The sequence below is a fragment of the Streptomyces sp. NPDC002896 genome (assembly GCF_040295225.1).
GTDB lineage: Bacteria > Actinomycetota > Actinomycetes > Streptomycetales > Streptomycetaceae > Streptomyces.
The window spans coordinates 1-23,876 of sequence record NZ_JBEOVA010000024.1; the positions used below are offsets into that span (position 1 = coordinate 1).

At 69.8% G+C, this 23,876-nt stretch carries 25 protein-coding genes and 1 pseudogene; 13 read left to right on the plus strand and 13 right to left on the minus strand.

What is annotated here, in order from left to right; translation table 11 throughout:
• From ABT009_RS33310 to ABT009_RS33325, 4 genes and pseudogenes are all read right to left on the minus strand, one after another.
• Window positions 1-251, minus strand: a pseudogene (locus ABT009_RS33310) (electron transfer flavoprotein subunit alpha/FixB family protein); the annotation flags it as partial.
• Between the two features lie 72 nt (window positions 252-323).
• On the minus strand, window positions 324-1,112 hold the full coding sequence (locus ABT009_RS33315) for an electron transfer flavoprotein subunit beta/FixA family protein (RefSeq protein WP_351303541.1): 789 nt from the start codon (window positions 1,110-1,112) through the stop codon (window positions 324-326).
• Window positions 1,113-1,302: 190 nt separating this feature from the next.
• Window positions 1,303-1,809, minus strand: a complete 507-nt coding sequence (locus ABT009_RS33320) for a flavin reductase family protein (protein ID WP_351303544.1) — start codon at window positions 1,807-1,809, stop codon at window positions 1,303-1,305.
• Between the two features lie 197 nt (window positions 1,810-2,006).
• Window positions 2,007-2,375 carry a TlpA family protein disulfide reductase gene (locus ABT009_RS33325; protein WP_351303547.1) on the minus strand — a complete coding sequence of 123 codons (369 nt, stop codon included), beginning with the start codon at window positions 2,373-2,375 and terminating at the stop codon, window positions 2,007-2,009.
• Between the two features lie 255 nt (window positions 2,376-2,630).
• Here ABT009_RS33325 and ABT009_RS33330 point away from each other — a divergent pair, with 255 nt between their 5' ends.
• On the plus strand, window positions 2,631-3,359 hold the full coding sequence (locus ABT009_RS33330; protein WP_351303550.1) for a lysophospholipid acyltransferase family protein: 729 nt from the start codon (window positions 2,631-2,633) through the stop codon (window positions 3,357-3,359).
• A gap of 4 nt (window positions 3,360-3,363) precedes the next feature.
• Here the strand turns inward: ABT009_RS33330 and ABT009_RS33335 are convergent, their stop codons facing one another.
• The 5 genes from ABT009_RS33335 to ABT009_RS33355 form a co-directional block, all read right to left on the minus strand.
• The gene (locus ABT009_RS33335) at window positions 3,364-4,059 is read right to left on the minus strand and encodes a B3/B4 domain-containing protein (RefSeq protein WP_351303553.1); all 696 of its coding nucleotides are present in this window, start codon (window positions 4,057-4,059) and stop codon (window positions 3,364-3,366) included.
• Between the two features lie 13 nt (window positions 4,060-4,072).
• Window positions 4,073-4,645, minus strand: coding sequence for a transglutaminase domain-containing protein (locus ABT009_RS33340; RefSeq protein ID WP_351303556.1), 573 nt, complete (start codon window positions 4,643-4,645; stop codon window positions 4,073-4,075).
• Window positions 4,646-4,734: 89 nt separating this feature from the next.
• Window positions 4,735-5,805 carry a threonine aldolase family protein gene (locus tag ABT009_RS33345; protein ID WP_351303559.1) on the minus strand — a complete coding sequence of 357 codons (1,071 nt, stop codon included), beginning with the start codon at window positions 5,803-5,805 and terminating at the stop codon, window positions 4,735-4,737.
• Window positions 5,802-6,548, minus strand: coding sequence for an SDR family oxidoreductase (locus tag ABT009_RS33350; protein ID WP_351303562.1), 747 nt, complete (start codon window positions 6,546-6,548; stop codon window positions 5,802-5,804). Before ABT009_RS33350 ends, ABT009_RS33345 begins: the two co-directional genes overlap by 4 nt.
• Before the next feature lie 38 nt (window positions 6,549-6,586).
• Window positions 6,587-7,984: a DUF6421 family protein gene (locus ABT009_RS33355; RefSeq protein WP_351303565.1), complete on the minus strand. Its 1,398-nt coding sequence runs from the start codon at window positions 7,982-7,984 to the stop codon at window positions 6,587-6,589.
• Window positions 7,985-8,322: 338 nt separating this feature from the next.
• On the opposite strand from ABT009_RS33355, the gene ABT009_RS33360 reads away from it, so the two are divergent.
• Both ABT009_RS33360 and ABT009_RS33365 read left to right on the plus strand, forming a co-directional pair.
• Window positions 8,323-8,448, plus strand: a complete 126-nt coding sequence (locus ABT009_RS33360) for a hypothetical protein (protein WP_269801062.1) — start codon at window positions 8,323-8,325, stop codon at window positions 8,446-8,448.
• A 103-nt stretch (window positions 8,449-8,551) separates the two neighbouring features.
• A complete protein-coding gene (locus ABT009_RS33365; RefSeq protein WP_351303568.1) occupies window positions 8,552-9,235 on the plus strand; it encodes a glycerophosphodiester phosphodiesterase in 684 nt (227 codons plus the stop codon).
• A gap of 101 nt (window positions 9,236-9,336) precedes the next feature.
• Here ABT009_RS33365 and ABT009_RS33370 read toward each other — a convergent pair whose 3' ends face one another.
• Window positions 9,337-9,888, minus strand: a complete 552-nt coding sequence (locus tag ABT009_RS33370) for a GNAT family N-acetyltransferase (protein WP_351303571.1) — start codon at window positions 9,886-9,888, stop codon at window positions 9,337-9,339.
• Window positions 9,889-9,958: 70 nt separating this feature from the next.
• Here ABT009_RS33370 and ABT009_RS33375 point away from each other — a divergent pair, with 70 nt between their 5' ends.
• The gene (locus ABT009_RS33375; RefSeq protein WP_351303574.1) at window positions 9,959-10,351 is read left to right on the plus strand and encodes a VOC family protein; all 393 of its coding nucleotides are present in this window, start codon (window positions 9,959-9,961) and stop codon (window positions 10,349-10,351) included.
• A gap of 60 nt (window positions 10,352-10,411) precedes the next feature.
• Here ABT009_RS33375 and ABT009_RS33380 read toward each other — a convergent pair whose 3' ends face one another.
• Both ABT009_RS33380 and ABT009_RS33385 read right to left on the minus strand, forming a co-directional pair.
• Window positions 10,412-10,942 carry a MarR family winged helix-turn-helix transcriptional regulator gene (locus tag ABT009_RS33380; RefSeq protein WP_351303577.1) on the minus strand — a complete coding sequence of 177 codons (531 nt, stop codon included), beginning with the start codon at window positions 10,940-10,942 and terminating at the stop codon, window positions 10,412-10,414.
• Complete coding sequence (locus ABT009_RS33385; RefSeq protein WP_351303580.1) at window positions 10,939-12,606, minus strand: FUSC family protein; 1,668 nt, start codon at window positions 12,604-12,606, stop codon at window positions 10,939-10,941. Before ABT009_RS33385 ends, ABT009_RS33380 begins: the two co-directional genes overlap by 4 nt.
• A gap of 161 nt (window positions 12,607-12,767) precedes the next feature.
• On the opposite strand from ABT009_RS33385, the gene ABT009_RS33390 reads away from it, so the two are divergent.
• The 5 genes from ABT009_RS33390 to ABT009_RS33410 all read left to right on the plus strand — a co-directional run bounded on the left by ABT009_RS33390 (window position 12,768) and on the right by ABT009_RS33410 (window position 16,846).
• A complete protein-coding gene (locus ABT009_RS33390) occupies window positions 12,768-13,328 on the plus strand; it encodes a DUF5134 domain-containing protein (RefSeq protein ID WP_351303582.1) in 561 nt (186 codons plus the stop codon).
• 93 nt (window positions 13,329-13,421) lie between these two features.
• On the plus strand, window positions 13,422-14,357 hold the full coding sequence (locus ABT009_RS33395; protein ID WP_351303585.1) for a M56 family metallopeptidase: 936 nt from the start codon (window positions 13,422-13,424) through the stop codon (window positions 14,355-14,357).
• 58 nt (window positions 14,358-14,415) lie between these two features.
• Window positions 14,416-15,156, plus strand: coding sequence for a phosphatase PAP2 family protein (locus ABT009_RS33400; protein ID WP_351303587.1), 741 nt, complete (start codon window positions 14,416-14,418; stop codon window positions 15,154-15,156).
• 80 nt (window positions 15,157-15,236) lie between these two features.
• A complete protein-coding gene (locus ABT009_RS33405; RefSeq protein ID WP_351303590.1) occupies window positions 15,237-15,932 on the plus strand; it encodes an HAD family hydrolase in 696 nt (231 codons plus the stop codon).
• A gap of 257 nt (window positions 15,933-16,189) precedes the next feature.
• Window positions 16,190-16,846, plus strand: coding sequence for a TetR/AcrR family transcriptional regulator (locus ABT009_RS33410; protein ID WP_351303593.1), 657 nt, complete (start codon window positions 16,190-16,192; stop codon window positions 16,844-16,846).
• A gap of 27 nt (window positions 16,847-16,873) precedes the next feature.
• On the opposite strand, the gene ABT009_RS33415 is transcribed toward ABT009_RS33410, so the two are convergent.
• A complete protein-coding gene (locus tag ABT009_RS33415) occupies window positions 16,874-18,376 on the minus strand; it encodes an LVIVD repeat-containing protein (RefSeq protein ID WP_351303596.1) in 1,503 nt (500 codons plus the stop codon).
• A gap of 198 nt (window positions 18,377-18,574) precedes the next feature.
• Between ABT009_RS33415 and ABT009_RS33420 the strand changes: the two genes are divergently transcribed.
• The 4 genes from ABT009_RS33420 (at window position 18,575) to ABT009_RS33435 (ending at window position 23,688) form a co-directional block, all read left to right on the plus strand.
• Window positions 18,575-19,237 carry a DUF305 domain-containing protein gene (locus ABT009_RS33420; protein WP_351303914.1) on the plus strand — a complete coding sequence of 221 codons (663 nt, stop codon included), beginning with the start codon at window positions 18,575-18,577 and terminating at the stop codon, window positions 19,235-19,237.
• Window positions 19,238-19,357: 120 nt separating this feature from the next.
• Window positions 19,358-20,713 (plus strand): FAD-dependent oxidoreductase, encoded by a 1,356-nt coding sequence (locus ABT009_RS33425; RefSeq protein ID WP_351303599.1) that lies wholly within the window; start codon window positions 19,358-19,360, stop codon window positions 20,711-20,713.
• A gap of 233 nt (window positions 20,714-20,946) precedes the next feature.
• Entirely contained in the window at window positions 20,947-22,335 is a 1,389-nt protein-coding gene (locus tag ABT009_RS33430; RefSeq protein WP_351303602.1) for a nucleobase:cation symporter-2 family protein, read from the plus strand.
• A 153-nt stretch (window positions 22,336-22,488) separates the two neighbouring features.
• A complete protein-coding gene (locus ABT009_RS33435; protein ID WP_351303605.1) occupies window positions 22,489-23,688 on the plus strand; it encodes a damage-control phosphatase ARMT1 family protein in 1,200 nt (399 codons plus the stop codon).
• The last annotated feature ends 188 nt before the right edge of the window (window positions 23,689-23,876 follow it).

The window sequence follows — 23,876 nt, forward strand, 5'->3', positions numbered from 1 at the left end:
GACACGGCCTCGTACGCGGCCTGCAGCGCCTCCACCTTCGGCACGACCAGGTAGTCGGCGAACTCAGGCGCGTCGGCGGTCAGGACGCGTACCGCGCCGTGCTCACCGAGCGTGGCGGCCGTCGCCTCGGCACCGGCGCCCAGGGCGACGGCGACGGGCTCGCCGATGCGGCGGGCCAGCGTCAGCAGCTCCAGGGTGGGCTTGCGGACGGCACCGTCCACGTGGTCGACGTAGACGAGAACTTCAGCCATGGGACTTCTTCTCTCCTGCTTGCGAAGTATGCGGGGCGGTTGGGGTGATGACCAAAGCTCAGAAGCTCAGGCTCAGATGAACTTCTGGCTCGCGAGGAACTCCGCGAGCTGCTTGCCGCCCTCGCCCTCGTCCTTGACGATCGTGCCGGCCGTGCGGGCCGGACGCTCCGCCGCCGAGTCGACCGTGGTCCAGGCGCCCTCGAGACCGACCTCGTCCGCCTCGATCTCCAGGTCCTCCAGGTCCCAGGAGGTCACCGGCTTCTTCTTGGCCGCCATGATGCCCTTGAACGACGGGTAGCGGGCCTCGCCCGACTGGTCCGTCACGGACACGACCGCCGGCAGCGATGCCTGAAGCTGCTCGGACGCGGTGTCACCGTCGCGGCGGCCCTTGACCACGCCGTCCTCGACGGACACCTCGGAGAGCAGGGTGACCTGCGGGACGCCCAGACGCTCGGCCAGCAGGGCCGGGACCACACCGGCGGTGCCGTCGGTGGAGGCCATACCGGAGACCACCAGGTCGAAGCCGGCCTTCTCGATCGCCTTGGCCAGCACCAGCGACGTGCCGATCACATCCGTGCCGTGCAGGTCGTCGTCCTCCACGTGGATCGCCTTGTCCGCGCCCATCGACAGCGCCTTGCGCAGCGCGTCCTTGGCGTCCTCCGGGCCCACCGTCAAAACGGTGATCTCCACGTCGTCGTCGGAGTTCTCGGAGATCTGCAGCGCCTGCTCGACCGCGTACTCGTCCAGCTCCGACAGCAGCCCGTCGACGTCGTCACGGTCGACGGTCAGGTCATCGGCGAAGTGCCGATCGCCAGTGGCGTCGGGCACGTACTTCACAGTGACAACGATCCTCAAGCTCACGCCGGCTCTCCTACTGCATCGTCATTTCCGGGCTGCCTTATTGCAGGCAGCATAGGCGCCTGAAGCGGCAGATTCCGCTCGTGGCGGCCCGCGCTCCGAACGAAATATTACTCGTCAGTACACCCAGTACATGCCCGCTAAGCAAGCGCTTTGAACTGTGACCTTCGCAACGCTGTGTAACCGGGATCTCTCAGTCGCGCAGCGCGTTGAAGCGCCCCTGGTGGTACAGGAGCGGGCGTCCGGCGCCCGCGGGGTCACCGACGACCGCCTCGGCCAGGACTATGCGGTGGTCCCCGGCCGGAACCCGGGCGACGACCCGGCAGACGAGCCAGGCCAGAACGCCCTCGAGCACGGGTACGCCGTGCGGGCCTTCGTACCAGTGGGTGGGCGCGCCGAAGCGGTCGGCGCCGCTGCGGGCGAATGTGGCGGCCAACTCCTGCTGGTGCTCACCGAGTATGTGCACTCCGATGTGCTCGGACTCGGCTATCACCGGCCAGCTGGAGGCACCGAGGCCGATGCCGAACGAGATGACCGGGGGCTCCGCGGACACCGACGTGAGGGAGGTCGCGGTGAAGCCGACGGGGCGGCCGCCCTGCGCGGTGATCACCGCCACCCCGGCGGCATGCTGCCGGAAGACGGAGCGCAACAGATCCGGGGAGGCGAGCCGGGGATTGCCGAGACCGGACGTGGCCGTCATGGAGTCGTCCTTCTGTCGGAGGTTCGAGCGGATCGGCGACTGTTCATCGGCCGGGACAGCGGGCGCTCGCGTTGCGGGCGAGATCCACATCGACGCGCTCGTGAAGAAGGAGTTCCGTGGGCATGAAAGTCAGGCTGATGATAGGTGGCCCGTGCAGTCAAGTCTGTTCCGGTATCCGGAAGCCGGCTCACCATGCGTCAGACCGCCCCTCCGAGTGCCGCGATCACGTCGGCCTTGCGCGGCTGACCGGTCGCCCGCCGCACGATGCGCCCGTCCGCGTCGAGGACCAGCACCGTGGGCGTTCTGACGATGTCCAACTCCCGTACGAGGTCGAGATGGTCCTCGGCGTCGATGTCGACGTGTCTGACGCCGGGGACGAGTCCGGCGACGTCGGAGAGCACGCGGCGCGTGGCCCGGCAGGGCTGGCAGAAGGCGCTGGAGAACTGAACGAGCGTCGCCCGCTCGCCCAACTCGCCGCCCAGCTCCGCCGTACCGAGCCGCCGGCTTCCGTCCACTGCGCGCACTCCCGCCCTCCTGCTCTGCTCGTTGTCACGCCCCGTACACATCGTCGGTGCAGCAACGCCCTGTTCGTCTTCCCGTAGTCAGCGTCCGCCGAGCGGCAAAGATTCCCGGTTCGGCTGCCTTTGCGTGCCCGTTCGTTTACTCCAACGTGACGAGGATCTCGCGCCTTACAGGAGCCAGGACTGGCCACTCGTTCGTTCTTGGGGCACGATCTGCGCAAAGCCGCAAACCTACGGCTGCGTAACTTACCGCCGGGAGCAGCCCCCTCCCCAGGCAGAGACGAAGGGTTCTCCCCACGCATGGCAGAGCTTGTCTACCGTCCGGTCATCGGTGCCGCCCGCACGATGTTCAAGGCACTCGATCTGAAGATCGACTGCAAGGGGTCGGAACACATCCCCCACTCGGGCGGTGCGGTGCTGGTGAGCAACCACATCGGCTACCTGGACTTCATCTTCAACGGTCTCGCCGCGCTGCCGCAGAAGCGCCTGGTGCGCTTCATGGCGAAGGAGTCGGTCTTCCGGCACAAGATCTCGGGGCCGTTGATGCGCGGGATGAAGCACATCCCGGTGGACCGCAAGCAGGGCGAGCACGCGTATGCGCACGCGCTCGCCTCGCTGCGTGCCGGTGAGATCATCGGCGTGTTCCCCGAGGCGACCATCTCGCAGTCGTTCACGCTGAAGAGCTTCAAGTCCGGTGCCGCACGCCTGGCCCAGGAGGCCGGGGTGCCGCTGATCCCGATGGCCGTGTGGGGTACGCAGCGCCTGTGGACGAAGGACCGCCCGCGCAACTTCAAGCGCCACCACATCCCGATCACCATCCGCGTCGGCGAGGCTGTGGAGGCCCCGGGCGACCAGTACGCGGGTGCGATCACGCGGCGGCTGCGCGGCCGGGTCCAAGAGCTCCTCGAAGCCGCGCAGCGCTCCTACCCCGTGCGCCCGAAGGGCCCGGACGACACCTGGTGGATGCCGGCCCACCTCGGCGGTACGGCTCCGACGCCCGCCGAGGTGAAGGCCGCCGAGGCCCGCTGAGGGATTACGCCCGAGACTCCGGGGCGTGGAGAGTGAGCCGCGCCCCGGGGCTGAACTTCTCGATCAGCTCGGCCAGTTCGGCCCCCGCTGCCTCCGGGGCGCAGTGCGGCCCCATGCATTCCAGGAGGAAGAGGGCGCTCACGGACTCCTCGGTGAGGCGGGTGCGCGTTCCCTGCCGCCAGTTCCAGCGCCGGCACGTGACTCCGCTGTCGTCCCGCCACACCACTTCGCCCGCGTCGGGGTGTTCGACGACCTCCTCCCCCGCAGCGGCCGTCACGAAGTCCTCGTCACCCGTCGCCCGTACGAGCCGCATGCCGCCCTGGATGCGGTCGGCGTCCTCGCCGCCGACCGGGATCAGATGGGCCACGCTGATCGCGTTGTAGACGTCGACGAGCGCGTTGATCCGCGGCAGGCCCGCGTCGGAGAGTGCTCGCTTGGCGAGCGCCTCGGCCGAGTTGCGGGTCCGCGAGGGCTTGGCACCGAACGCCGTATAGGCCTCGCGCCAGGCGGTCATGTGCGGGTCCTCGTGCGGGGCGCGCCCACCGAGGCGCTCCGTGAGACGCCGGGCCGCGTCGTCCAGTAGCGCCGAGGTGGCGTCGGTGCTGGGCCCGTTGACGAGGCCGTACGCCTCGACGGCGACATGGGTGAAGCCGGGGGCCAGGGCGCGGACCTCGTCCGACACGGTGAGCGTGAGGGTCATTGTCTGCCTTGCCTCAGAGTGCGGTGGGAAGCGTCTTCCACAGGTGCTCCCGGTCGGAGGCGTCCTTGAGGGCACGCAGCACGGCCGGGTGAGGTTCAGCGTACAGCACTGGATAGTCCATCTCATTGGACTTTGGGTCGAGGGCGAAGGCGAGGCGCTCACCGTCGAGGGAGAACTGGGCGTCGACTCCCGGCTTGTTGCCACGCGCATCCTGGCGGTGCCATGCGCCACGGAACCGTACGGCGATCAGCCCGTGCACCATGTCGAGCCTCTGGTAGCACAGCGCGGTCGGGATATCCTCGGCCCTGAGCAGCGCGGCCAGTGCATGGGCCTTGGCGTGGCAGATGCCGGTGCGCTGCTCAAGGACGTCGGAGGCACGCCAGGTCACGCGCAGGTCGCCGCTGTCGGCGGAGTGCGGGATCTCGTCGCGCACGAACTCGTACGCGGCCTGCGCATAGGCATACGAGTCCACCGCACCGGCGGCGATACGCGCGGCCGTCTCGCGCACCAGCGGATGGTGATGGTCGATGACGTCGCCAGCGGCCAAATAGGCCGAAAGGTCAGGGGTTTCCTGGATCAGCTCCATGCCCGCAGAGCATAGGAATACGGCCGACCGAGAGTCAATGACTTTTCGTTCGACCGTATATCTATGCATCAACAGCCATGGCCGTGCCGCTAGCGCGCCATCTCCTCCTTGAGCGCCGCCACGAACCCGTCGACGTCGTCCTCGGTCGTGTCGAAAGAGCACATCCAGCGGACGTCGCCCGCCGCCTCGTCCCAGAAGTAGAAGCGGTAGCGCTTCTGCAGCCGGGCGCTGACGTCGTGCGGAAGGCGCGCGAAGACCGCGTTCGCCTGCACCGGGTAGAGGATCTCCACGCCGTGCACGGCCCGGACGCCCTCGGCGAGGCGCTGCGCCATCTCGTTCGCGTGGCGGGCGTTGCGCAGCCACAGGTCCTTGGCGAGCAGCGCCTCCAACTGCACGGACACGAACCGCATCTTCGAGGCGAGCTGCATCGACAGCTTGCGCAGATGCTTCATGTGGCTGACGGCGTCCTGGTTGAGGACGACGACGGCCTCCCCGAACAGCGCCCCGTTCTTGGTGCCGCCGAGGGACAGGATGTCGACGCCGACCGCGTTCGTGAACGCCCGCATGGGGACGTTGAGCGACGCGGCGGCGTTGGCTATCCGGGACCCGTCGAGGTGCACCTTCATTCCGTGGGCGTGCGCGTGCTCGCAGATCGCGCGGATCTCGTCGACCGTGTAGAGGGTGCCGAGTTCCGTGTTCTGCGTGATCGAGACGACCTGCGGCATCGCGCGGTGCTCGTCGTCCCAGCCGTACGCCTGCCGGTCGATCAGCTCGGGCGTGAGCTTGCCGTCGGGCGTGGGGACCGTGAGCAGCTTCAGACCCCCGACCCGCTCGGGCGCGCCGCACTCGTCGACGTTGATGTGCGCGCTCTCGGCGCAGATCACCGCGCCCCAGCGGTCGGTGACCGCCTGGAGCGCCACGACGTTCGCGCCCGTGCCGTTGAAGACCGGGAACGCCTCGGCGGCCGCACCGAAGTGACTGCGGATGACCTGCTGCAGATGCGCGGTGTAGTCGTCCTCGCCGTAGGAGATCTGGTGACCGCCGTTGGCGAGGGCGAGGGCGGCGAGGATGTCGGGGTGGGCGCCCGCGTAGTTGTCGCTGGCGAATCCGCGGATCTCCGGGTCGTGGTGACGCCGGGCGTCGGTCTTCGAAGGGTTCACGGCTTCTCGGTGAGCCACAGACGCTGTCCGTTCACTTCCTGGGCGGGCCGCTCCCAGAGCCCGGCGATGGCCTCGGCCAGCTCCTTGACGTCTGTGAAGCCCGCGAACTTCGCGTTGGGTTTCTCGGCGCGCATGGCGTCGTGCACCAGCGCCTTCACCACCAGGATCGCAGCCGCCGACGTGGGCCCCTCGGTGCCCCCGGCCTTGCGGAAGAAGTCCGCCATGGCCAGTGTCCACGCCTCGGCGGCGGCCTTGGCGGCGGCGTAGGCGGCGTTGCCCGCGGTGGGCTTGCTCGCGCCCGCGGCGCTGATCAGGATGTACCGGCCGCGGTCGCTGCGCTGCAGCGCCTCGTGGAAAGCCAGGGAGGTGTGCTGCACGGTGCGGATGAGCAGCAACTCCAGGAAGTCCCAGTCGTCGAGGCTCGTCCTGGTGAACGTCTCGCTGCCGCGCCAGCCGCCGACGAGGTGTACGAGCCCGTCGACGCGGCCGAAGTCCTTCTCGATGCGGGTGGCCCAGTCATGGGTGGCCCCCAGGTCGAGCAGGTCGACCGTGTCCCCCACGACGCTGGCGCCGCCGTGTCCGTAGCGTGCCGCGTCCACGGCCTCCGCCAGTCGCTCCGGGTCGTTGTCCGAGCCGACGACGGTGGCCCCCGCCTCGGCGAGCCGCACCAGCGTCGCACGTCCGGCGGGTCCGCCCGCACCGGCGACCGCGATCACCGCACCGCTGAGAGCCCCGTTCCCCATGATCCTCGCCTCCTGAGCAGTGTTGTGGACGTGATCGCTCACGCGGCGATCCGCTCGGCGCTGTCCGCTGTGATGCCCCTGGTGGAGGCGATCACGTCCTTCAGCTTCTTGGAGAGCGCCTCATAGAACATGCTGAGCGGAAACTCGTCCGGAAGCACGTCATCCACGAGTTTGCGCGGAGGCTGCGTCAGGTCGAGGGCGTCGGGGCCCTTGGCCCAGCGGGATCCGGGGTGCGGGGCGAGGTAGCGCGAGACCAGCTCGTACCCGGCGAACCAGTGGACCAGTTTCGGCCGGTCGATGCCGTCGCGGTAGAGCTGCTCGATCTCGGCGCACAGCTGGTTGGTGACCTGCGGGGCACGGTCCCAGTCGATGTGCAGCTTGTTGTCGGTCCAGCGCACGACGTCGTGCTTGTGCAGGTACGCGAAGAGCAGCTGGCCGCCGAGCCCGTCGTAGTTGCGTATGCGCTCACCGGTCACCGGGAAGCGGAACATACGGTCGAACAGCACCGCGTACTGCACGTCGCGGCCTTGTGGGAAGCCGTCGGCCTCGAGCTTCACGGCCTCCTTGAAGGCGGTGAGGTCACAGCGCAGCTCCTCCAGGCCGTACATCCAGAACGGCTGGCGCTGCTTGATCATGAACGGGTCGAACGGCAGGTCGCCGTGGCTGTGAGTGCGGTCGTGGACCATGTCCCAGAGCACGAACGCCTGCTGGCAGCGGTCCTGGTCGGCGACCATGTCGCGGATGTCGTCGGGCAGGTCGAGGCCGAGGATGTCGACGGCGGCCGCGGTGACACGGCGGAAACGGGCCGCCTCGCGGTCGCAGAATATGCCGCCCCAGCTGAACCGCTCGGGCGCCTCGCGCACAGCGATGGTCTCCGGGAAGAGCACCGCGGAGTTGGTGTCGTAGCCCGAGGTGAAGTCCTCGAAGGTGATGCCACAGAACAGCGGGTTGTCGTAGCGCGTGCGCTCCAGCTCGGCGAGCCAGCCGGGCCACACCATGCGCAGCACGACCGCTTCGAGGTTGCGGTCCGGGTTGCCGTTCTGGGTGTACATCGGGAAGACCACGAGGTGCTGCAGCCCGTCCTCGCGGTGCGCGGCCGGCTGGAAGGCGAGCAGCGAGTCGAGGAAGTCCGGGATCTGGAAGCCGCCGTCGGCCCAGCGGCGCAGATCCTTCACCAGGGCGCGGTGATAGGCGGCGTCGTGCGGAAGGAGCGGGGCGAGCTGCTCGATGGCGCAGACCACGCGGTCGACGGCGAGCTCGGCGACGGCCTTCGACGGTGCGCCGTCGGCCGCGAAGTCGATCGAGCCGTCCTTGGCCTGCCACGGACGTATCTCTTCCACGGCACCCTTGAGCACGGGCCAAGCCGGGTGCTCCACCACCCTGCCCATGGGAGGATCCTGTTCCTCCACGACCGCCTGCACAAGAATTTCCGTCATGACCCATCCTCCACGGGAGAACCTTCCGTAGGCACACCTTATGTTCAGACGCTTCGACCATCAAGGCGAGGTGACCGAAAATTCTCCTGCACACCACTCCTCAAACAGGTCTTTCTTCTGTGACACTCCGATGCGGGAGACGATTTGTGACATACTCGATGGAATGATCTCTGTGGCGGCCGCCGGAGCGAGCCTCTCCCAGTCGCGAGCGCGTCCGGCGGCCGTCAACCCTTGTTCAGGACGCGCCCACCCAGGGGTGACAGGGCTCGCGGTGACGGGGCGGCGGCCGGTAGGACAGGCCGCGTTCCTCCCCTCCCACCGTTTGGAGCCCGGCAGTCATGAGCACCCGCACCGTCCTCGTCGCCGCCGCCATCACCGCCATCGTCCTGGGGATCGTCGGCACCCGAGCGAACGCTTCCACCGACCCGCGTCGGAGCGGTTCCATCGCGGAGGCGGGCCGTTAGGCTGCGGTCTGGCCGCGCGGCACTCCCCTACTCCGGGCTGCGATGGGGCGGGGGCCGCCGCCGTGCGGGAGCCGAGCCGCCGTCGACGGAAGCGGAGTCCACCTTGAACTTCCTCACCATCGGTCATCGCGGAGTCATGGGCCTCGAGCCCGAGAACACCCTCCGTTCCTTCATCGCCGCGGAACGCGCGGGCCTCGACGTGATCGAACTCGATCTGCATCTCAGCAAGGACGGCGCGCTCGTCGTGATGCACGACGCCGACGTCGACCGTACGACCGACGGCAAGGGCCCGATCGCCGAGAAGACCCTCGACGAGCTGCGGCTCCTCGACGCGGGCGGCGGCGAGCGCATCCCGGTCTTCGAAGAGGTCCTCGACGCCGTCGGGGCGCCGTTGCAGGCGGAGATCAAGGACATCGCGGCGGCGCGCGCACTCGCCGATGTCATGCACCGGCGCGATCTCGTCTCCCGGGTCGAGGTCCTGTCGTTCCACGACGAGGCGATCGCCGAGATCTCCCGTCTCGTCCCAGGGGTGCGGACGGCGCTCGTCGCCAGCCGCTACGGCACCGACGTCGTGGACCGCGCCACGGCGGTCGGGGCCGCCGCCCTCGTACTGAACATCCGCCGGCTCACGCTGGAGGTCGTGGAGCGCGCCCGTAAGGCGGACCAGAGGATCATCGGCTGGGTCGTGAACACCCAGGAGCATCTGCGGCTGGTGCGCGCGTTCGAGCTGGACGGGGCGACCACCGACTACCCGGAGATCAAGCGCACGGGCCGGTTCACCGCTTGAGGGTCACGTGAACCGGGCGACGGGCTGCGTGAGGGTCACGCGAACCGCGGCGGTTCACGGCGTGACAGTCGCGCTGAACCGGCCGGTTCAGCGCGTGATCGTCATACGAGCGGCTTGACCAGCAGTTCGAACTGCAGGTCGGGGCGCTGGGGGATGCCGAAGCGCTCGTCGCCGTACGGGAAGGGTGTCATCTCACCCGTACGGCGGTAGCCGCGCCGCTCGTACCAGGCGATGAGGTCTTCGCGCACCGAGATCACCGTCATCTGCATCTCGGTCGCGCCCCACTCCTCGCGGACGGTCCGCTCGGCCTCGAAGATGATCACCTTGCCCAGGCCGCTGCCCTGCAGGTCGGGCCGGACGGCGAACATCCCGAAGTACGCGCTCGTACCCCGGTGCTCCAGCTGGCAGCACGCGATGATCGAGCCGTCGCGTTCGACGGTCAGCAGTCGGCTGTCGGGCGCCTTGATGACGGCCAGGACGCCCTCGGGGTCGGTGCGCTGCCCTTCGAGGATGTCCGCCTCGGTGGTCCAGCCGCCCCGGCTGGAGTCGCCGCGGTACGCAGACTCGATGAGCGCGACGAGCGCGTCCACGTCGGCGTCGGTGGCCTCCCTGAAAGCCAGGTCACCGGTGTCGGGGCGCGGGGCGGTCTCCATGGGGCGGTTCTCCGATCTCTGGTGCGGCTCGGGCTCCGATGAGCCTAACGCGCGGCTAAGGTGCGGCTGCATGGTGCATGTACTGAGCAGCAGGATCCTGCTGCGGCCCACGGACCCCGAGCGTTCACGGGCCTTCTACGGCGAGAAGCTGGGCCTGGGCGTCTACCGCGAGTTCGGCACGGGACCGGAGCGCGGCACGGTCTACTTCCTCGGCGGCGGCTTCCTCGAGGTCGCGGGCCGCTCCGAGACCCCGCCCTCCCCCGGAATGGAGCTGTGGCTGCAGGTCGCGGACGCTGCCGCCGCCCACGACCAGCTCAGGCAGCGCGGTGTGGAGGTGCTGCGGCCGCCTCAGAAGGAGCCGTGGGGGCTGATCGAGATGTGGATCGCCGATCCCGACGGCATCAGGATCTGCGTCGTCGAAGTGCCCGCCGATCATCCGATCCGCTACCGTCCCGGCATCTGACAGCTGGCGGCCACCACCCGGTTCCCGGACGGGACCAGTCGCTTCACGTGGCGCGGGGCCTCAGGCGCGTGGCCCGCCCAGCGTTCCCTCCAGGCGGCGGAGCAGCTCTCCGAGGCGGGCGCTCAGCTCGCGCTGGTCCGTGGGGTCGAGGCCGGAGAGGACGTCCTTCTCGTACCCGAGCTGCATGGGGAGGACCGAGTCGACCAGGTCGCGGCCCGTGTCCGTGAGCGTCACATGGGCGACGCGGCGGTCGCGGGCGTCGCCGTGGCGCTCGACGAGGCCGCGCTCCTGCAGCTGCTTGAGGCGCTTGGTGACGGCGGCGCCGGAGGAGAAGGTCTCGCGTGCGAGCCCGCCCGGCGTCAGGTCGCGGCCCGTGCGGCGCAGTGCGCCGAGGAGGTCGAACTCGGGCCGGGTGAGTCCGGCCCGGCGCAGCGGCGCGTCCTCGGCCTGCTGCAGCAGCGCCGCACAGCGGTTGATGCGGCCGATGATCTCCATGGGTCCGGTGTCCGCGCCGGGATGGACCGACTGCCACTGCCTCACCACCACGGCGACGGTGTCGTCGGCCGCCGTCCGGCCGTTCGCTGTCGTCATGTCCGTGCACCTTCCGACGCGTGCAGCCCCTGCCGTCGTACCAACGCGGCGAGCGTGCGGTGTCCGGCCTGCTCGGCGAGGACCACCTGTTCCATGGGCAGTGCGCGCTGCCACCATTCTCCTGCGGCGGCGTCGGCCACGTCGCGCAGGGCGACGACGGCGGCGGCGAGCCCCCGGCGGGCCGTCTCCAGGGCGCCGGGCGTGGGGTGCGGGTTGGCCAGGGTGCGCTCGGCGTGTTCGCGGGCGCGGTCGGCGGCCGTCAGGGCCCCCTCGATACGGTCGCCCGCGCGCCGGTTGGTGACGGCGATGGCGGCGATCATGCCGAACAGCGCGCCCACGAGCGTGTCCACGACGCGGTCGGAGACCAGCTCGCCGGTCTGCTGCACCTGCCCGAACTCGGTGATGAGCAGCGCCATGGGCGTCACGAAGGCGCTGCCCAGCCAGTAGTTGCGGCCCATCAGCCACTCGACGATCCAGCTGACGACGAGGAAGCACACGGAGAGCGCCGCATGGCCGAGGTGCGCGACCGGCACGATCGCCGCGAACAGCAGCACTCCGACGAGATTGCCGACGACGCGCTGCACGCCCCGCTTCCAGGTCAGCGTGACGTTGGCCTGGTACAGGGATGCGGCGGTGACGATGGCCCAGTACGGGCGGCCGATGCCGAGCGCGAGGGACACGTATCCGGCGACCGCGCAGCCGATGGCGCAGCGCAGGGCGATGGGCAGCAGCGGGGAGCAGGGGCCGATACGGTGCCACAGCGAGGGCTTCACGCCTGCGACTTCCACGTCGACGCCGAGCAGTTCGTCTGCGGCGCCGACCATGACGGGCGGGCGGGGTACGGATCCGGTGCCGCGCAGGCCCTTGGCCCAGGCCCGCAGCTGGCCCGCGTCCGTGGCCATGGGGGCGGCCAGGGCGACCTCAGCGCGGACGACGAGGAGTTCGAGGGCGCGGCGCGCCGCGGTGCGCTCACCGGTGGCCATCAGCGACTCCCAGGCCGCGTGGATGGCGGCGGCGCCGGCGGCCCGCGCGCGTTCATGGCCGGCGTCGGTGCCCTTGGTGTCGACGTAGGCGGCCGCGGCGTTCAGGGCGTGGGCGGTGGCGCGGCGCTCGGGCCCGTGCGGCCGGACCAGCGCAGGCGCCATGCCGATGACCCAGGAGAGGGCGCCGGCACCGACGGCCAGCGCGATGTGCCCGGGCACCTGCCCGAGCGTCTGCGGCGCGAACAGCGCCGCGGAGCTGATGAACGTGAAGATCACCGAGCCGGGCGGGCCGAGGCGCGTCGCGTCGCAGACGATCTTCTGCACGGCGGCGAGCACCGCTCCGACCGTGACCAGCACCACCGCGGAACTCGTGAGCGAGGCGGCGACCAGGGCGACGGCGAGACCCCCGACCATGCCGACGACGACCCAGAAGAGGGCACGCGCGCGTGCCGCGTAGGGGCGGTTGTGCGCATAGAGGGCACAGAACGAACCGGCCATGGTGTACATGGCGAGGTCGAGCCGGTCGAGTGCCAGCAGCGTCAGGACCGGGATCGCGGCCGAGATCGCGACGCTCCAGGCCCGCTTGAACCAGATGTCGGGCGACTTGCCGAGGCGCAGAACGCCGGCAAGCGGCAGCCGGTGGACGCGCCTGGGTCGGGGGTGGGGTATTGCGCTGCTCATGGAGACAAGTTTAGCAGATGTTTTACTAGAAAAACATTCAGAAACGATCCGAGACGATCCGTGTATGTCCGAGTGCTCCTCGAATACACCTGTGCGCTTGTATGCGCCCCCGCTGCCCCAGGGCATCTACTCGCCGACATCGTCGAGCGGGGAGGTACGCCGTGCACGGACCGGCATCGTCCGGCTGGCTGCTCGTCGCGCTGTGTGCGGCGGCCGGAGCGTACTGTCTGCTCCGCATGCGCAGCGGCGTCGAGGATCAGCGTCGCGCGGCGGGCGGCGAGGCGCTCATGGGCTTCGGTATGGCGGTGATGAGCATGCCCGCCGCCGTACTGACCCCGCCGCCCTGGACCTGGCTCCTCTACACGGCGGTGTTCGGCGCCGCGGCGCTGCACGCCCTGTGGGCGGCCCGGACGAGGCCGCATCATCTGCACCATCTGGTGGGCGCTTTCGCCATGGCGTACATGGCGGCGGTGATGGCGGCCATGCCCGAGGGGCACGCCGGTCATGGCGAGGCGGGCGTTCCGCCTCTCACGGGCGCGTTGCTGCTCTACTTCGCCGTGTACGTGCTGTGGGCGGGCGTGCGGCTCGTACCCATGGCGGCGGCAGCAGGTCACGGAGGTCGTAGTCCCGTGCCGGCCGCGTGGGGCGACCGGCCTGAGCTGGCCCGGGCGTGCCGGCTGTCGATGGGCATCGCCATGGTGGCCATGCTGCTCACGCTCTGACGACCCGGTGAGGCCCGTATCCGCCCGTGGCATACGTCACTTGCGGCGACGGCCCATTACCTCGGGTACCGCCGCCTGCATAGGCTGGCGCGCATGATGGTCCCCGCGGCACTGCTGCTGCTCGGCACCCTGACCGCCGTCATCGCCCCGAGGCTCCTCGCCCGGTCCGACTGGGCGGAACGCGAACCGGTGGTCGCCCTGTGGGTGTGGCAGTGCGTCGTGGCGGCCGTCCTGCTGTGCTGCGCCCTGTCGATGACGCTCAGCGCCGCTGCCGCCTGGCAGGCTGTGCGCGGCCATGTGTTCGCGCCGGCGCCGCACTCGGTCGTGGCCGCATACACCCTTGGCGCCACGGGACCCTGGGCCGCGGCGACCGCCGTGCTGCTGGCCTGCGGTGGCGTGTGGACCGCCGCGATGCTAACCAGCGAGATCGCCCGGGCCCGGGCGCGGCGCAGGAACCGGCGGGCCGAACTAATCGTCCGTGCACCGCTACTGCCCGGCGAGGAGCCGGGCAGCGACCGGCTGGTGGTGCTGGAGGGTGAGCGCCCCGACGCCTGGTGGCTGCCGGGTGCGGCGCCCCGACTGGTCATCACCACGGCGGCGTTGCGCCGGTTGAAGGGGCGGCAGCTGGATGCCGTACTCGCCCATGAGCAGGGACACGCCCAGGCCCGGCACGACTGGCTACTGCACTGCTCTGCCGCGCTGGCCAACGGCTTTCCGCAGGTGCCGGTGTTCTCTGCCTTCCGGGACGAGATGCACCGGCTGGTCGAGCTGGCGGCGGACGACGTCGCCTCGCGCCGCTTCGGACGCCTGACGATCGCGCTGGCCCTGGTCGAACTGAACGAGGACCGAGGCGTTTTCGGCCCGTGCCCCACTCCGCAGGCTCATGTGCCGCAGCGCGTCCACCGGTTGCTCGCTCCCCCGGCGCGGCTCACTGCCGGACGTCGGCTGCAGCTGACCGCGGCCGCCGCCCTGGTGCCCGTCGTGCCGCTGCTGGTGGCGTTCGTGCCTGGTCTGCACGCGCTGAGATGACACGGCCCACGTGCTCCGGAGTTGGCCCTCGGGCCCGGCCGTCGGCGAGGATCGCTCCATGCACCCCGCACCACCCCAGGCCCCGCCCCGCACTCGCCGCACACCGGAAACCCGGTCCGCGCGCGCCGCACTGGCCCTCGCCGTTCCCTCGGCGCTACTCGTCCTGCTGGTCGTGCTCCAGTGGGGGCCCCTCATGGACCTCGACAGCGGCATCTCGCGCACCACGCACCGCTGGGCGGCCTCCGAACCGGAGTTCACGCAGGTCAACCGCATCCTGACCGACTGGGTGTGGGATCCCTGGACGATGCGTGCGCTGTGTGCCGCCACCACGGTGTGGCTGATCTGGCGGTACCGCGCATGGTGGCTCGCCCTATGGGTCGCGGGCACATGTGCGCTCGGCACAGCTGTGCAGCAGTCGCTCAAGGCCGCGGTCGGCCGCGAACGGCCCGTGTGGCCCGACCCCGTGGACTCCGCCCACTACGCGGCCTTCCCCTCGGGCCATGCCATGACGGCGACAGTCGTGTGCGGGCTGCTGCTGTGGCTGCTGCGGCTGTATGGCGCCGGGCGCGCCCTGTGGCGGGCCGCGGTGGTCCTCGCCGTGGTGTCCGTCGTCGGGGTCGGGCTGACCCGTGTGTGGCTGGGCGTGCACTGGCCGTCGGACGTGCTGGCCGGCTGGCTGCTCGGGGCCCTGATGGTGACGCTCGCGATCACGTCCTACGGAAAGTTCATGGCGGCGAGGAGCGGCATGCCGCACTCGAACGTCATCGCGGGCGAAGAGGCACTGCCGCACGCGAAGTGACGCGAAGGGCGCGGTCGGGAGGTGCGCGCGGCTCGGGCCGTCCTTGACCGGATGAGGCAGGGGCGCGAAAGATCGGCCCCATGACGATCAAAGGCGTGCTGTTCGACTTCTCCGGGACCCTGTTCCGTATCGAGTCCAGCGAATCATGGCTGCGTGCCGTGCTCGACGAGGCAGGAATGACGCTCCCGGAGCCGGAGTTGCTCCGCACCGCCGCGGCCCTGGAGGACGCGGGCGCCCTGGCCGGAGGCTCGTATCCGCAGCACGTGCCCGAGCACCTCACCGGGGCATGGGCCACCCGCGACAGTACCGCCGAACTGCACCGGGCCGCCTACACCGGGCTCTCCCGCCAGGTGCCGCTGCCGGACCCGGCCCTGCACGACGCCCTCTACGACCGGCACATGACTCCCGCCGCATGGGCGCCCTATCCGGACGCCGCCGAGGTTCTCGAGGGTCTGCGGAGCCGCGGGATCGCCGTGGGAGTGGTCAGCAACATCGGCTGGGATCTGCGGCCGATCTTCCGGGAACACGGCCTCGACCCGTATGTCGGCGCGTACGTCCTGTCGTACGAGCACGGCATCCAGAAGCCCGATCCGCGGCTGTTCGCAACCGCCTGCGACGCGCTCGGCGTGATCCCGCAGGAGACGCTCATGGTCGGCGACGACCGGCGCGCGGACGGCGGCGCGGCCGCCCTCGGCTGCGCGGTGCACTTCGTGGAGCATCTGCCGGCGGCGGACCGGCCTGACGGACTGCGGCCGGTGCTGGACATGGTCGGCTGACGCGTTGCACAGGGTCCGGTCTGCGAATCTCCTCCGGCACCAGAGGGGCGCACGCAGAGCCCTGCGCGCGAGACTGGAAGCGTGGGTGCCAGGAGGTCTCGAGGCCCATACCGACCGGCCCGAAAGCGCCACTGTCCGCATGGACGATCCCCCGCGTCGCCCATGCGGACAGCCACATACCGAAAGGGCCCTACTGAGGGCTGCTTTCGGACTCTCTGAGTATATTGGCTCGGAGCCAGTCAACGCAGGAGTACAGGATGTCCCCGCGCAGCGCATCGGTCAATGAAGAATTGCGCCGACGGTCCCGGGAGCGGCTGCTGCAGGCGACGGTCGAGCTGGTCAGCGAGCGCGGATACGAGGCGACGACGCTGGGCGACATCGCGGACCGGGCCGGATCCGCGCGGGGCCTGGTGTCGTACTACTTCCCCGGGAAGCGGCAGTTGCTGCAGTCGGCCGTGCACCGGCTGATGCACCGCACGCTCCAGGAGGCGCTGGAGCGTGAGCCGCGGACCGAGGACGGACGTGAGCGGCTGGCCCGGGCCATCGACGCGATTCTGGGGCTGGCCGAGGACCGGCCGCGGCTGATGCGGTCCCACATGGCGGGGATCCTGCAGGCGGAGGGATTCATCCGATGCCCCGAGCAGCAGCGGCTCGCCGAGCTGCTGCGCGACACCGTGCAGCGGTACGGCACGAGCGACGTGGATCACGACTATCCAGTGCTGCGCGCCCTCCTGATGGGCGCGGTCTTCGCGGAGCTGCTGCCGGGGGCGCCGATGCCCACGGCGACGCTGCGGGCGGAGCTGTTCACGCGGTACGGGCTGGACTGGGAACTGGGTGTCCCGCCGGGCGAGAAGCCGCCCGGCGGGACGCGTGCCATGGGGTTGGTCGATCAGCCGGTGACCGATGCGCCTTGACCGGTCGGATCGGTCAGCCGGACTCGATCAGTCGAAGTAGTCCGGCTGTGTCTGGACGTTGAGTTCGCCGAGACGGACGCGCTTGGCCGGGTCGGTCCTCCTGTCGCTGATCTTCAGGACGTCGAAGCCCTTGGCGATGTCGTTCGAGTAGATGTAGCCGTTGTAGTAATACGCCGACCAGGATCCGCCGATGGTGATCGCGTCCGTGGTGAGCGGTCCGCGCTCGAAGTAGGCGATCTCCTTCGGGTTCGACGAGTCGGTGAAGTCCCAGACCGAGACGCCGCCCTGGTACCACGCCTGGACCATCAGGTCCTTGCCCTTCACCGGGATGATCGAGCCGTTGTGGGCCACGCAGTTCTCGGTGTCGGCCTGGTAGCGCGGGATCTTGTAGTAGCTGCGGAAGACCAGCTTGCGGTCGTCGCCCTTGCCGACGATGTCGTAGATGCCGTCGGCGCCGCGGTTCGGGCCGATGGCCGCGTTGCAGGTGGCTCCGCTGCCGCCGCCCAGCTCGTCGGTGAAGACGACCTTGTCAGCTGTCTGGTTGAAGGTCGCCGAGTGCCAGAACGCGAAGTTGACGTTGTCCTGGACCTGGTCGATGACCTTCGGGTGCTCCGGATCCTTGATGGAGAACAGGATGCCGTCGCCCATGCACGCACCGGCCGCGAGGTCCTTCGAGGGCAGGACCGTGATGTCGTGGCAGCCCGTGGTCTTGGAGACGCCCGGGTTGGTGGGCGCGCCCGGGTTGCCGCCGCCGTCAGGGCCGTCGCCCGGGAAGAGCACGGGGAAGTTCACGATCGCGGCCTTCTCGGGCGCGTTGCGCGGCACCTTGATGACGGAGATGCCGTCGTGCGGCGGCTGGCAGTCGGGGAACGTCGCGCTCGGCGAGTACGAGGAGACGTAGATGTAGACGTTCTTGCCCTCGGGAACCAGCGTGTGGGTGTGCGAGCCGCATGAGGTCTCGACGGCGGCGACGTACTTCGGGTTGGCCTTGTCGCTGATGTCGAAGACCTTCATGCCCTCCCAGGACGACTTCTCCGTCGCGGGCTGCGTGGTGCTGCTGCAGGAGTTGTCACTGCGCGAGGAGTCGGTCGAGAGGAAGAGCAGGTTCCCGGAGACGGAGATGTCGTTCTGCGAACCGGGGCACAGCACCTGGGAGACCGTCTTCGGGGCCTTCGGGTTGCTGATGTCGAAGATGCGGAAGCCGTCGTAGTTGCCGGCGAACGCGTACTTGCCCTGGAAGGCCAGGTCGGAGTTGAGGCCGGTGAAGGCCTCCTTGGGGACGTTGGCCAGGTGCTCGATGTTGTCGGAGTGGACGATCTCGTCCTGCCCGGGTATCTCGCCGCTCTCGATGGCCGCCTCGGCTTCGGCGGCCTCGCTCTTCGATACGCCTTCGGCAGCGGCGGGAGCGTCGCCGGGGTCTGGCGTCGCAGCCGCGGGGGCGGCCGTGAGCAGCGCGGCCAAGAGGCCGGCCGCTGCGGCGGCAACTCCGAGGCGTCTGCGCCGCGTTCGGGGGTCGTTCAACAGGGTCACTGCTTCCTCCCTAGTCGCCGTTCACGAGTGAACGGATCAGGCACCCCCGCAGTATCGTCTTCATCATGCACAGATCAACAGAGGGCAATGAACTCGTAACGAAACTCTTTGATCATCAGTGCCCGGAAGCGTGCTAGGACGGTATTCGGTTTTCCAACTCACCGTGCGCCACTGGAGGTTGCAGTGCTTTACCGCCGTATGTCGCCCTTGCGCACTGCCATCGTCGCGGCCTCTCTGGCCGTGGCCGTCGTCGCGCTCGGCGGCTGCGACTCCGGCTCGTCCGACGGCGGCTCGGCGAAGGGCGCCGGGACATCGGCGGGCCCCTCCGTCATCGCCCCCGGAAAGCCCGGCGAGGCTGCCGAGACGCTGTCCGCCGCGGACGCCGCGAAGAAGAACGGATCGGACGACGCCCCCAACTCGGCCGACTTCGCCTACGCCCAGATGATGATCAAGCACCACAAACAGGCCCTCGAGATGACCGTCCTCGCACCGACCCGCGCCGCGTCGTCGAAGGTGAAGCGCCTCGCGAGCCGCATCGCCTCCGGGCAGGCGCCGGAGATCAGCGCCATGAAGGGCTGGCTGAAGACCAACGGGGGCTCGGAGGAGCCGCAGGAGCAGGGGCATGACCATGCCGCCATGCCGGGCATGGCCACCGAGGCGCAGCTGAAGGAGTTGCGCGCGGCGAAGGGCAAGGCGTTCGACGAGCTCTTCCTCAAACTGATGATCACGCACCACGACGGCGCGGTCACGATGGCAACGGATGTCCTCGCACAGGGCAACAACATCCAGATCGAAGAGATGGCCAATGATGTGATCGCACAGCAGACCAGCGAGATCAACCGGATGCGTGAACTGTCCTGATCCATGCCCCCCGGTGTGCGGCGGCACCTCCCCTCAGGGGTGCCGCGGTGCGATGCTGGAGGTACGCGCAGTCACCTCACCGATGAGGTGCCACCGTTCCCTCGTGGAAGGAGCTCCGCCGTGCTCCAGGTCGCTGTGGTCGGCTCGGGTCCGAGCGGGGTCTACACCGCGCAGAGCCTCGTCCAGCAGAGCCAGGTGCCCGAGGTCAGGGTGGATGTGCTGGACCGCCTGCCCTGCCCGTACGGCCTCGTGCGCTATGGCGTCGCCCCCGACCACGAGAAGATCAAGTCGCTGCAGAACAATCTGCGGACCGTTCTGGAGGACGACCGCGTGCGGTTCCTCGGCGGGATCGAGGTGGGCCCGGCCGGGGTGACCCCCGCGCGGCTGCGGGAGCTCTATCACGCGGTGGTCTACTGCGTGGGCGCCGCGACGGACCGCAGGCTCGGCGTGCCGGGCGAGGAGCTGCCCGGCAGCTGGTCGGCAACGGAGTTCGTGTCCTGGTACAGCGCACACCCGGACACCACGACCGACGGATTCGTCGCGGGGGCACAGTCGGCCGTCGTCATCGGCGTCGGGAACGTCGCCGTGGACGTCACGCGCATCCTGGCCCGCGGCGCCGACGAACTGCGGCCCACCGACATGCCCGAGGCCGCGCTGCGGGCACTGGGCGCCAGCCGCGTACGGGAGATCAGCATGGTGGGGCGGCGCGGCCCGTCCCAGGCCAAGTTCACGACCAAGGAGCTACGCGAGCTCGGGGGGCTGCCGGACGCCGAGGTCGTCGTGGACCCCGAGGAACTGGCGCTCGACCCGGCGTACACCGATCCCTCCGGGCTGCCCGCCGCGAACCGGCGCAACATCGAGGTGCTGCGCGGCTGGGCCGAACGGCCGCCGCAGGGGCGCGCCCGCCGAATCCACCTGCGCTTCTTCCTGCGCCCGGTCGAACTCCTCGAGTCGGCCGGCCGGGTCGGCACCGTGCGCTTCGAACGCACCGTGCCGGACGGGCTTGGCGGGGTCAGGGGCACGGGCCGGTACGAGGACATCGAGGCGCAGCTGGTCCTGCGCTCCGTCGGCTACCGCGGAGTGCCGTTGGACGGGCTGCCGTTCGACTCCCAGCGCGGCACCGTGCCGCATACGGGCGGGCGTGTCCTGCGCGACGGCCAGGTGTCGCCCGGTGAGTACGTAGCCGGGTGGATCAAGCGCGGACCGACCGGCGTCATCGGCACCAACCGCCCCTGCGCCAAGGAGACGGTGACCTCGCTGCTCGAGGACGCGCCAGCTCTTGCCGGACGGGGCGCGCTGCCCGATCCGCTCGACGTCCTGAGCGCCGGGGGACTGCAGCCGATCGAGTGGTCCGGATGGCGGGCGATCGAACGGGCGGAGGCCGAGCTCGGCGCCTCGCTCGGGCGCGGGCCGGTGAAGATTCCTGACTGGGAGTCACTTCTGGAGGCTGCGCGGGCGGCTACGACTGCCCGCTAGCGCGGCAGCGGGAGCCCGGGGAACGGTATCTCGGCGACAAAACAGCCGAACCTGTGCGCAGCGCGGGACGCCGCGAGCGTCTGCCGCTGCCTGCCCGTGGGCCTGAGCAGGCGGACGGGTCCAGAAGCCTTGACACATCCAGGCAACGAGCCTGTAATCAACAAATTGTTTAAGGCGATTACGGTCGCGTGCAGTTCAAGTCACCCGCATTCCCCCCGGCCCTTGGAGTGCCCATGGCGTCCACAGCACCACCCGTGCATCCCGTCGACGAGGTCCCACCCGTCCGCCAACTCGCCGCCTTCGGGTTGCAGCACGTCCTCGCGATGTACGCGGGCGCGGTCGCCGTACCACTGATCGTGGGCGGTGCGATGAAGCTGCCGCCGGCGGACCTCGCGTATCTGATCACCGCGGATCTGCTGCTGTGCGGCATAGCCACGCTCATCCAGTGCGTGGGCTTTTGGCGCTTCGGTGTGCGGCTGCCGATCATGCAGGGATGCACGTTCGCAGCTGTGTCGCCGATGGTGCTCATCGGCACCACGGGTGGCGGCCTGCCCGCGATCTACGGGTCCGTGATCGTCTGCGGCCTCGCGATGATCCTGCTCGCGCCCGTCTTCGGAAAACTGCTGCGGTTCTTCCCGCCCCTGGTCACCGGCACGGTGATCCTGATCATCGGCGTCTCGCTGCTGCCCGTTGCGGGCAACTGGGCCGCGGGCGGCGTCGGCGCGAAGGACTTCGGCGAGCCGAAGAACCTGGCGCTCGCGGCCTTCGTACTGGCCGTGGTCCTCTGTGTGCAGCGGTTCGCGCCAGCTTTCCTGAGCCGGATCGCGGTCCTGGTCGGCATCGCCGTCGGCATGGCGGTCGCGGTGCCGTTCGGCTTCACGGACTTCGGCGGGGTCGGGGACGCCGACTGGGTCGGGATCAGCACGCCGTTCCACTTCGGCGCGCCCACCTTCCACGCGTCGGCGATCGTCTCGATGCTGGTCGTGGGGCTCGTGACGATGACCGAGACCACAGGTGACTTCATTGCGGTCGGTGAGATGACCGACCGGAAGATCCAGCCGCGCACGCTCGCCGACGGACTGCGCGCCGACGGACTGTCGACGGTCCTCGGCGGTGTCTTCAACACCTTCCCCTACACGGCCTTCGCGCAGAATGTGGGCCTCGTCGGCATGACGCGGGTGCGCAGCCGCTGGGTGGTCGCCACCGCGGGCGGCATCCTGGTCCTGCTCGGGCTGCTGCCCAAGCTGGGCGCCGTGGTCGCGGCGATTCCGGCGCCGGTGCTGGGCGGCGCGGGTCTGGTGATGTTCGGGACGGTCGCGGCGAGCGGTCTGCGCACGCTGGCCCAGGTCGATTTCCGCGGCAACCACAATCTGACCGTCGTGGCGGTGTCCGTCGCGGTCGGCATGCTGCCGGTCGGCGTCCCGGACATCTACGCGCACTTCCCGAACTGGTTCCAGACGGTGATGGACAGCGGTATCAGCGCCGGGTGCATCACGGCGATCGCGCTGAACCTGCTGTTCAACCATGTCGGCGGGGGCGCGTCGGGTTCGGCGTCCGCCGACGCCGACAGCACGTCCGGGGAGACTTCCGCGGAGGCCGGACGCAAGCCGGTGGAAGCATAGATCCACGCGGCACCGGTCGGTCCGACCACACGGCCGATCGGCCGCAGCCGCTCGCCGGAGTGGCGAGCGGCTGCGGGACGGGAATGCGTGCGGCGAATGGCAGAGACTGCTGTCAGCCGTTCCCACCCGTCCCGCAGAGGGAGTTCACGGAGTATGACCCAGCCCGCCCCCGTCCCCGACCCCTCTTCCAAGGCCGCCCCGGTCATCGTCAGCAATGTCGTCGGTTCCTTCCCGTGGGGTGTTCTCCATGAACGGCATCCGGCGCTGATCGAACGCGTCCGACGGGCCACGCCCTATCCGCCCGAGCTGCAGAAGGCCCTCGACGACCTGCTGCGGGAGACCGCCGAGGACGGCGTGATCGAGCCGCTGGACGACTCCGAACCGGGCGCCGCGCAGTGGAAGCAGTGGGGCGAGGGGCACGTCGGCCGCCGCTGGGCGGATGTCCCGTTCCTGTGGGCTGAGAGCTTCTTCTACCGCAAGCTGCTGGCCGCGCTGCGCTACTTCGTACCGGGTCCCTGGCAGGGGATCGACCCCTTCGCGCCGTTCAAGAACGCCGAGCTCACGAGCACCAAGGTGGACGAGGAGCTGTCCGCCCTCGACCGGATTCCCCAGCTCGCAGCGGATGAGCAGGACGTCACGCTGCTGCATGCGGCGTTGTGGGGCAACCGCGCCGATCTCGGTTTCCGCATCTCGGCTGGCGAGAGCGGCCTCGGCGATCGTGTGACCGGGCTCGTCGTGGACGACACACGGGCGTTCTGGGAGCTGCTGGCGTCCGGCTCGCCGGGCAGGATCTGCCTCGTTGCCGACAACGCCGGACCAGAGCTGCTGCCGGATCTGGTGCTCGCCGACCACTTGATCACCACGGGCCGGGCTTCGTCCGTGAGCGTGCACCTCAAGCCGTATCCCTATTACGTGTCCGACGCGACGACGGCCGACCTGCTGGCGTGCCTGGCCCGGATGACAGCGGCAGCCGGATACGCGTCCGAGGTCGGGCGCCGACTGCGGGATGCGATCAGCGACGGCCGACTCGCCCTCCTCGCCCATCCGTTCTCATGCGCGCCCCTTCCGTACGCCGAGATGCACGAGGACCTCCGGCGGGACTTCGCCTCGGCCAAGGTGACCGTGATGAAGGGCGACCTCAACTACCGCCGGCTGGTCGGCGACCGGCACTGGCCGGCCACCACACCCTTCGCCGACGTCACCGCCTACTTCCCCGGCCCTGTCGCCGCACTGCGCACGCTGAAGTCGGACGTCGTCACGGGACTGACAGCCGCCACGCTGACGGAGCTCGACGGGAGCGGGGCCCCTTGGCGCACCAGCGGTACGCATGCGCTCGTCCAGGTGCGGGCGTGAGCCGGGGGCGGCCCGCGTACGGGTGGCGCGACGGGTACCGACGTGACCGCCCGGCCGTGGAAGCGGTCCCGCGCGGCTTCCGCACCCAGCATGACCGGTCTGACCTGCGGAAACAACGCATACGGGGGTGACTGTCAGTGGTGAGGTGCAGACTGGCCCGTAGCTGAGACAACGACGTCCCGGAGGTG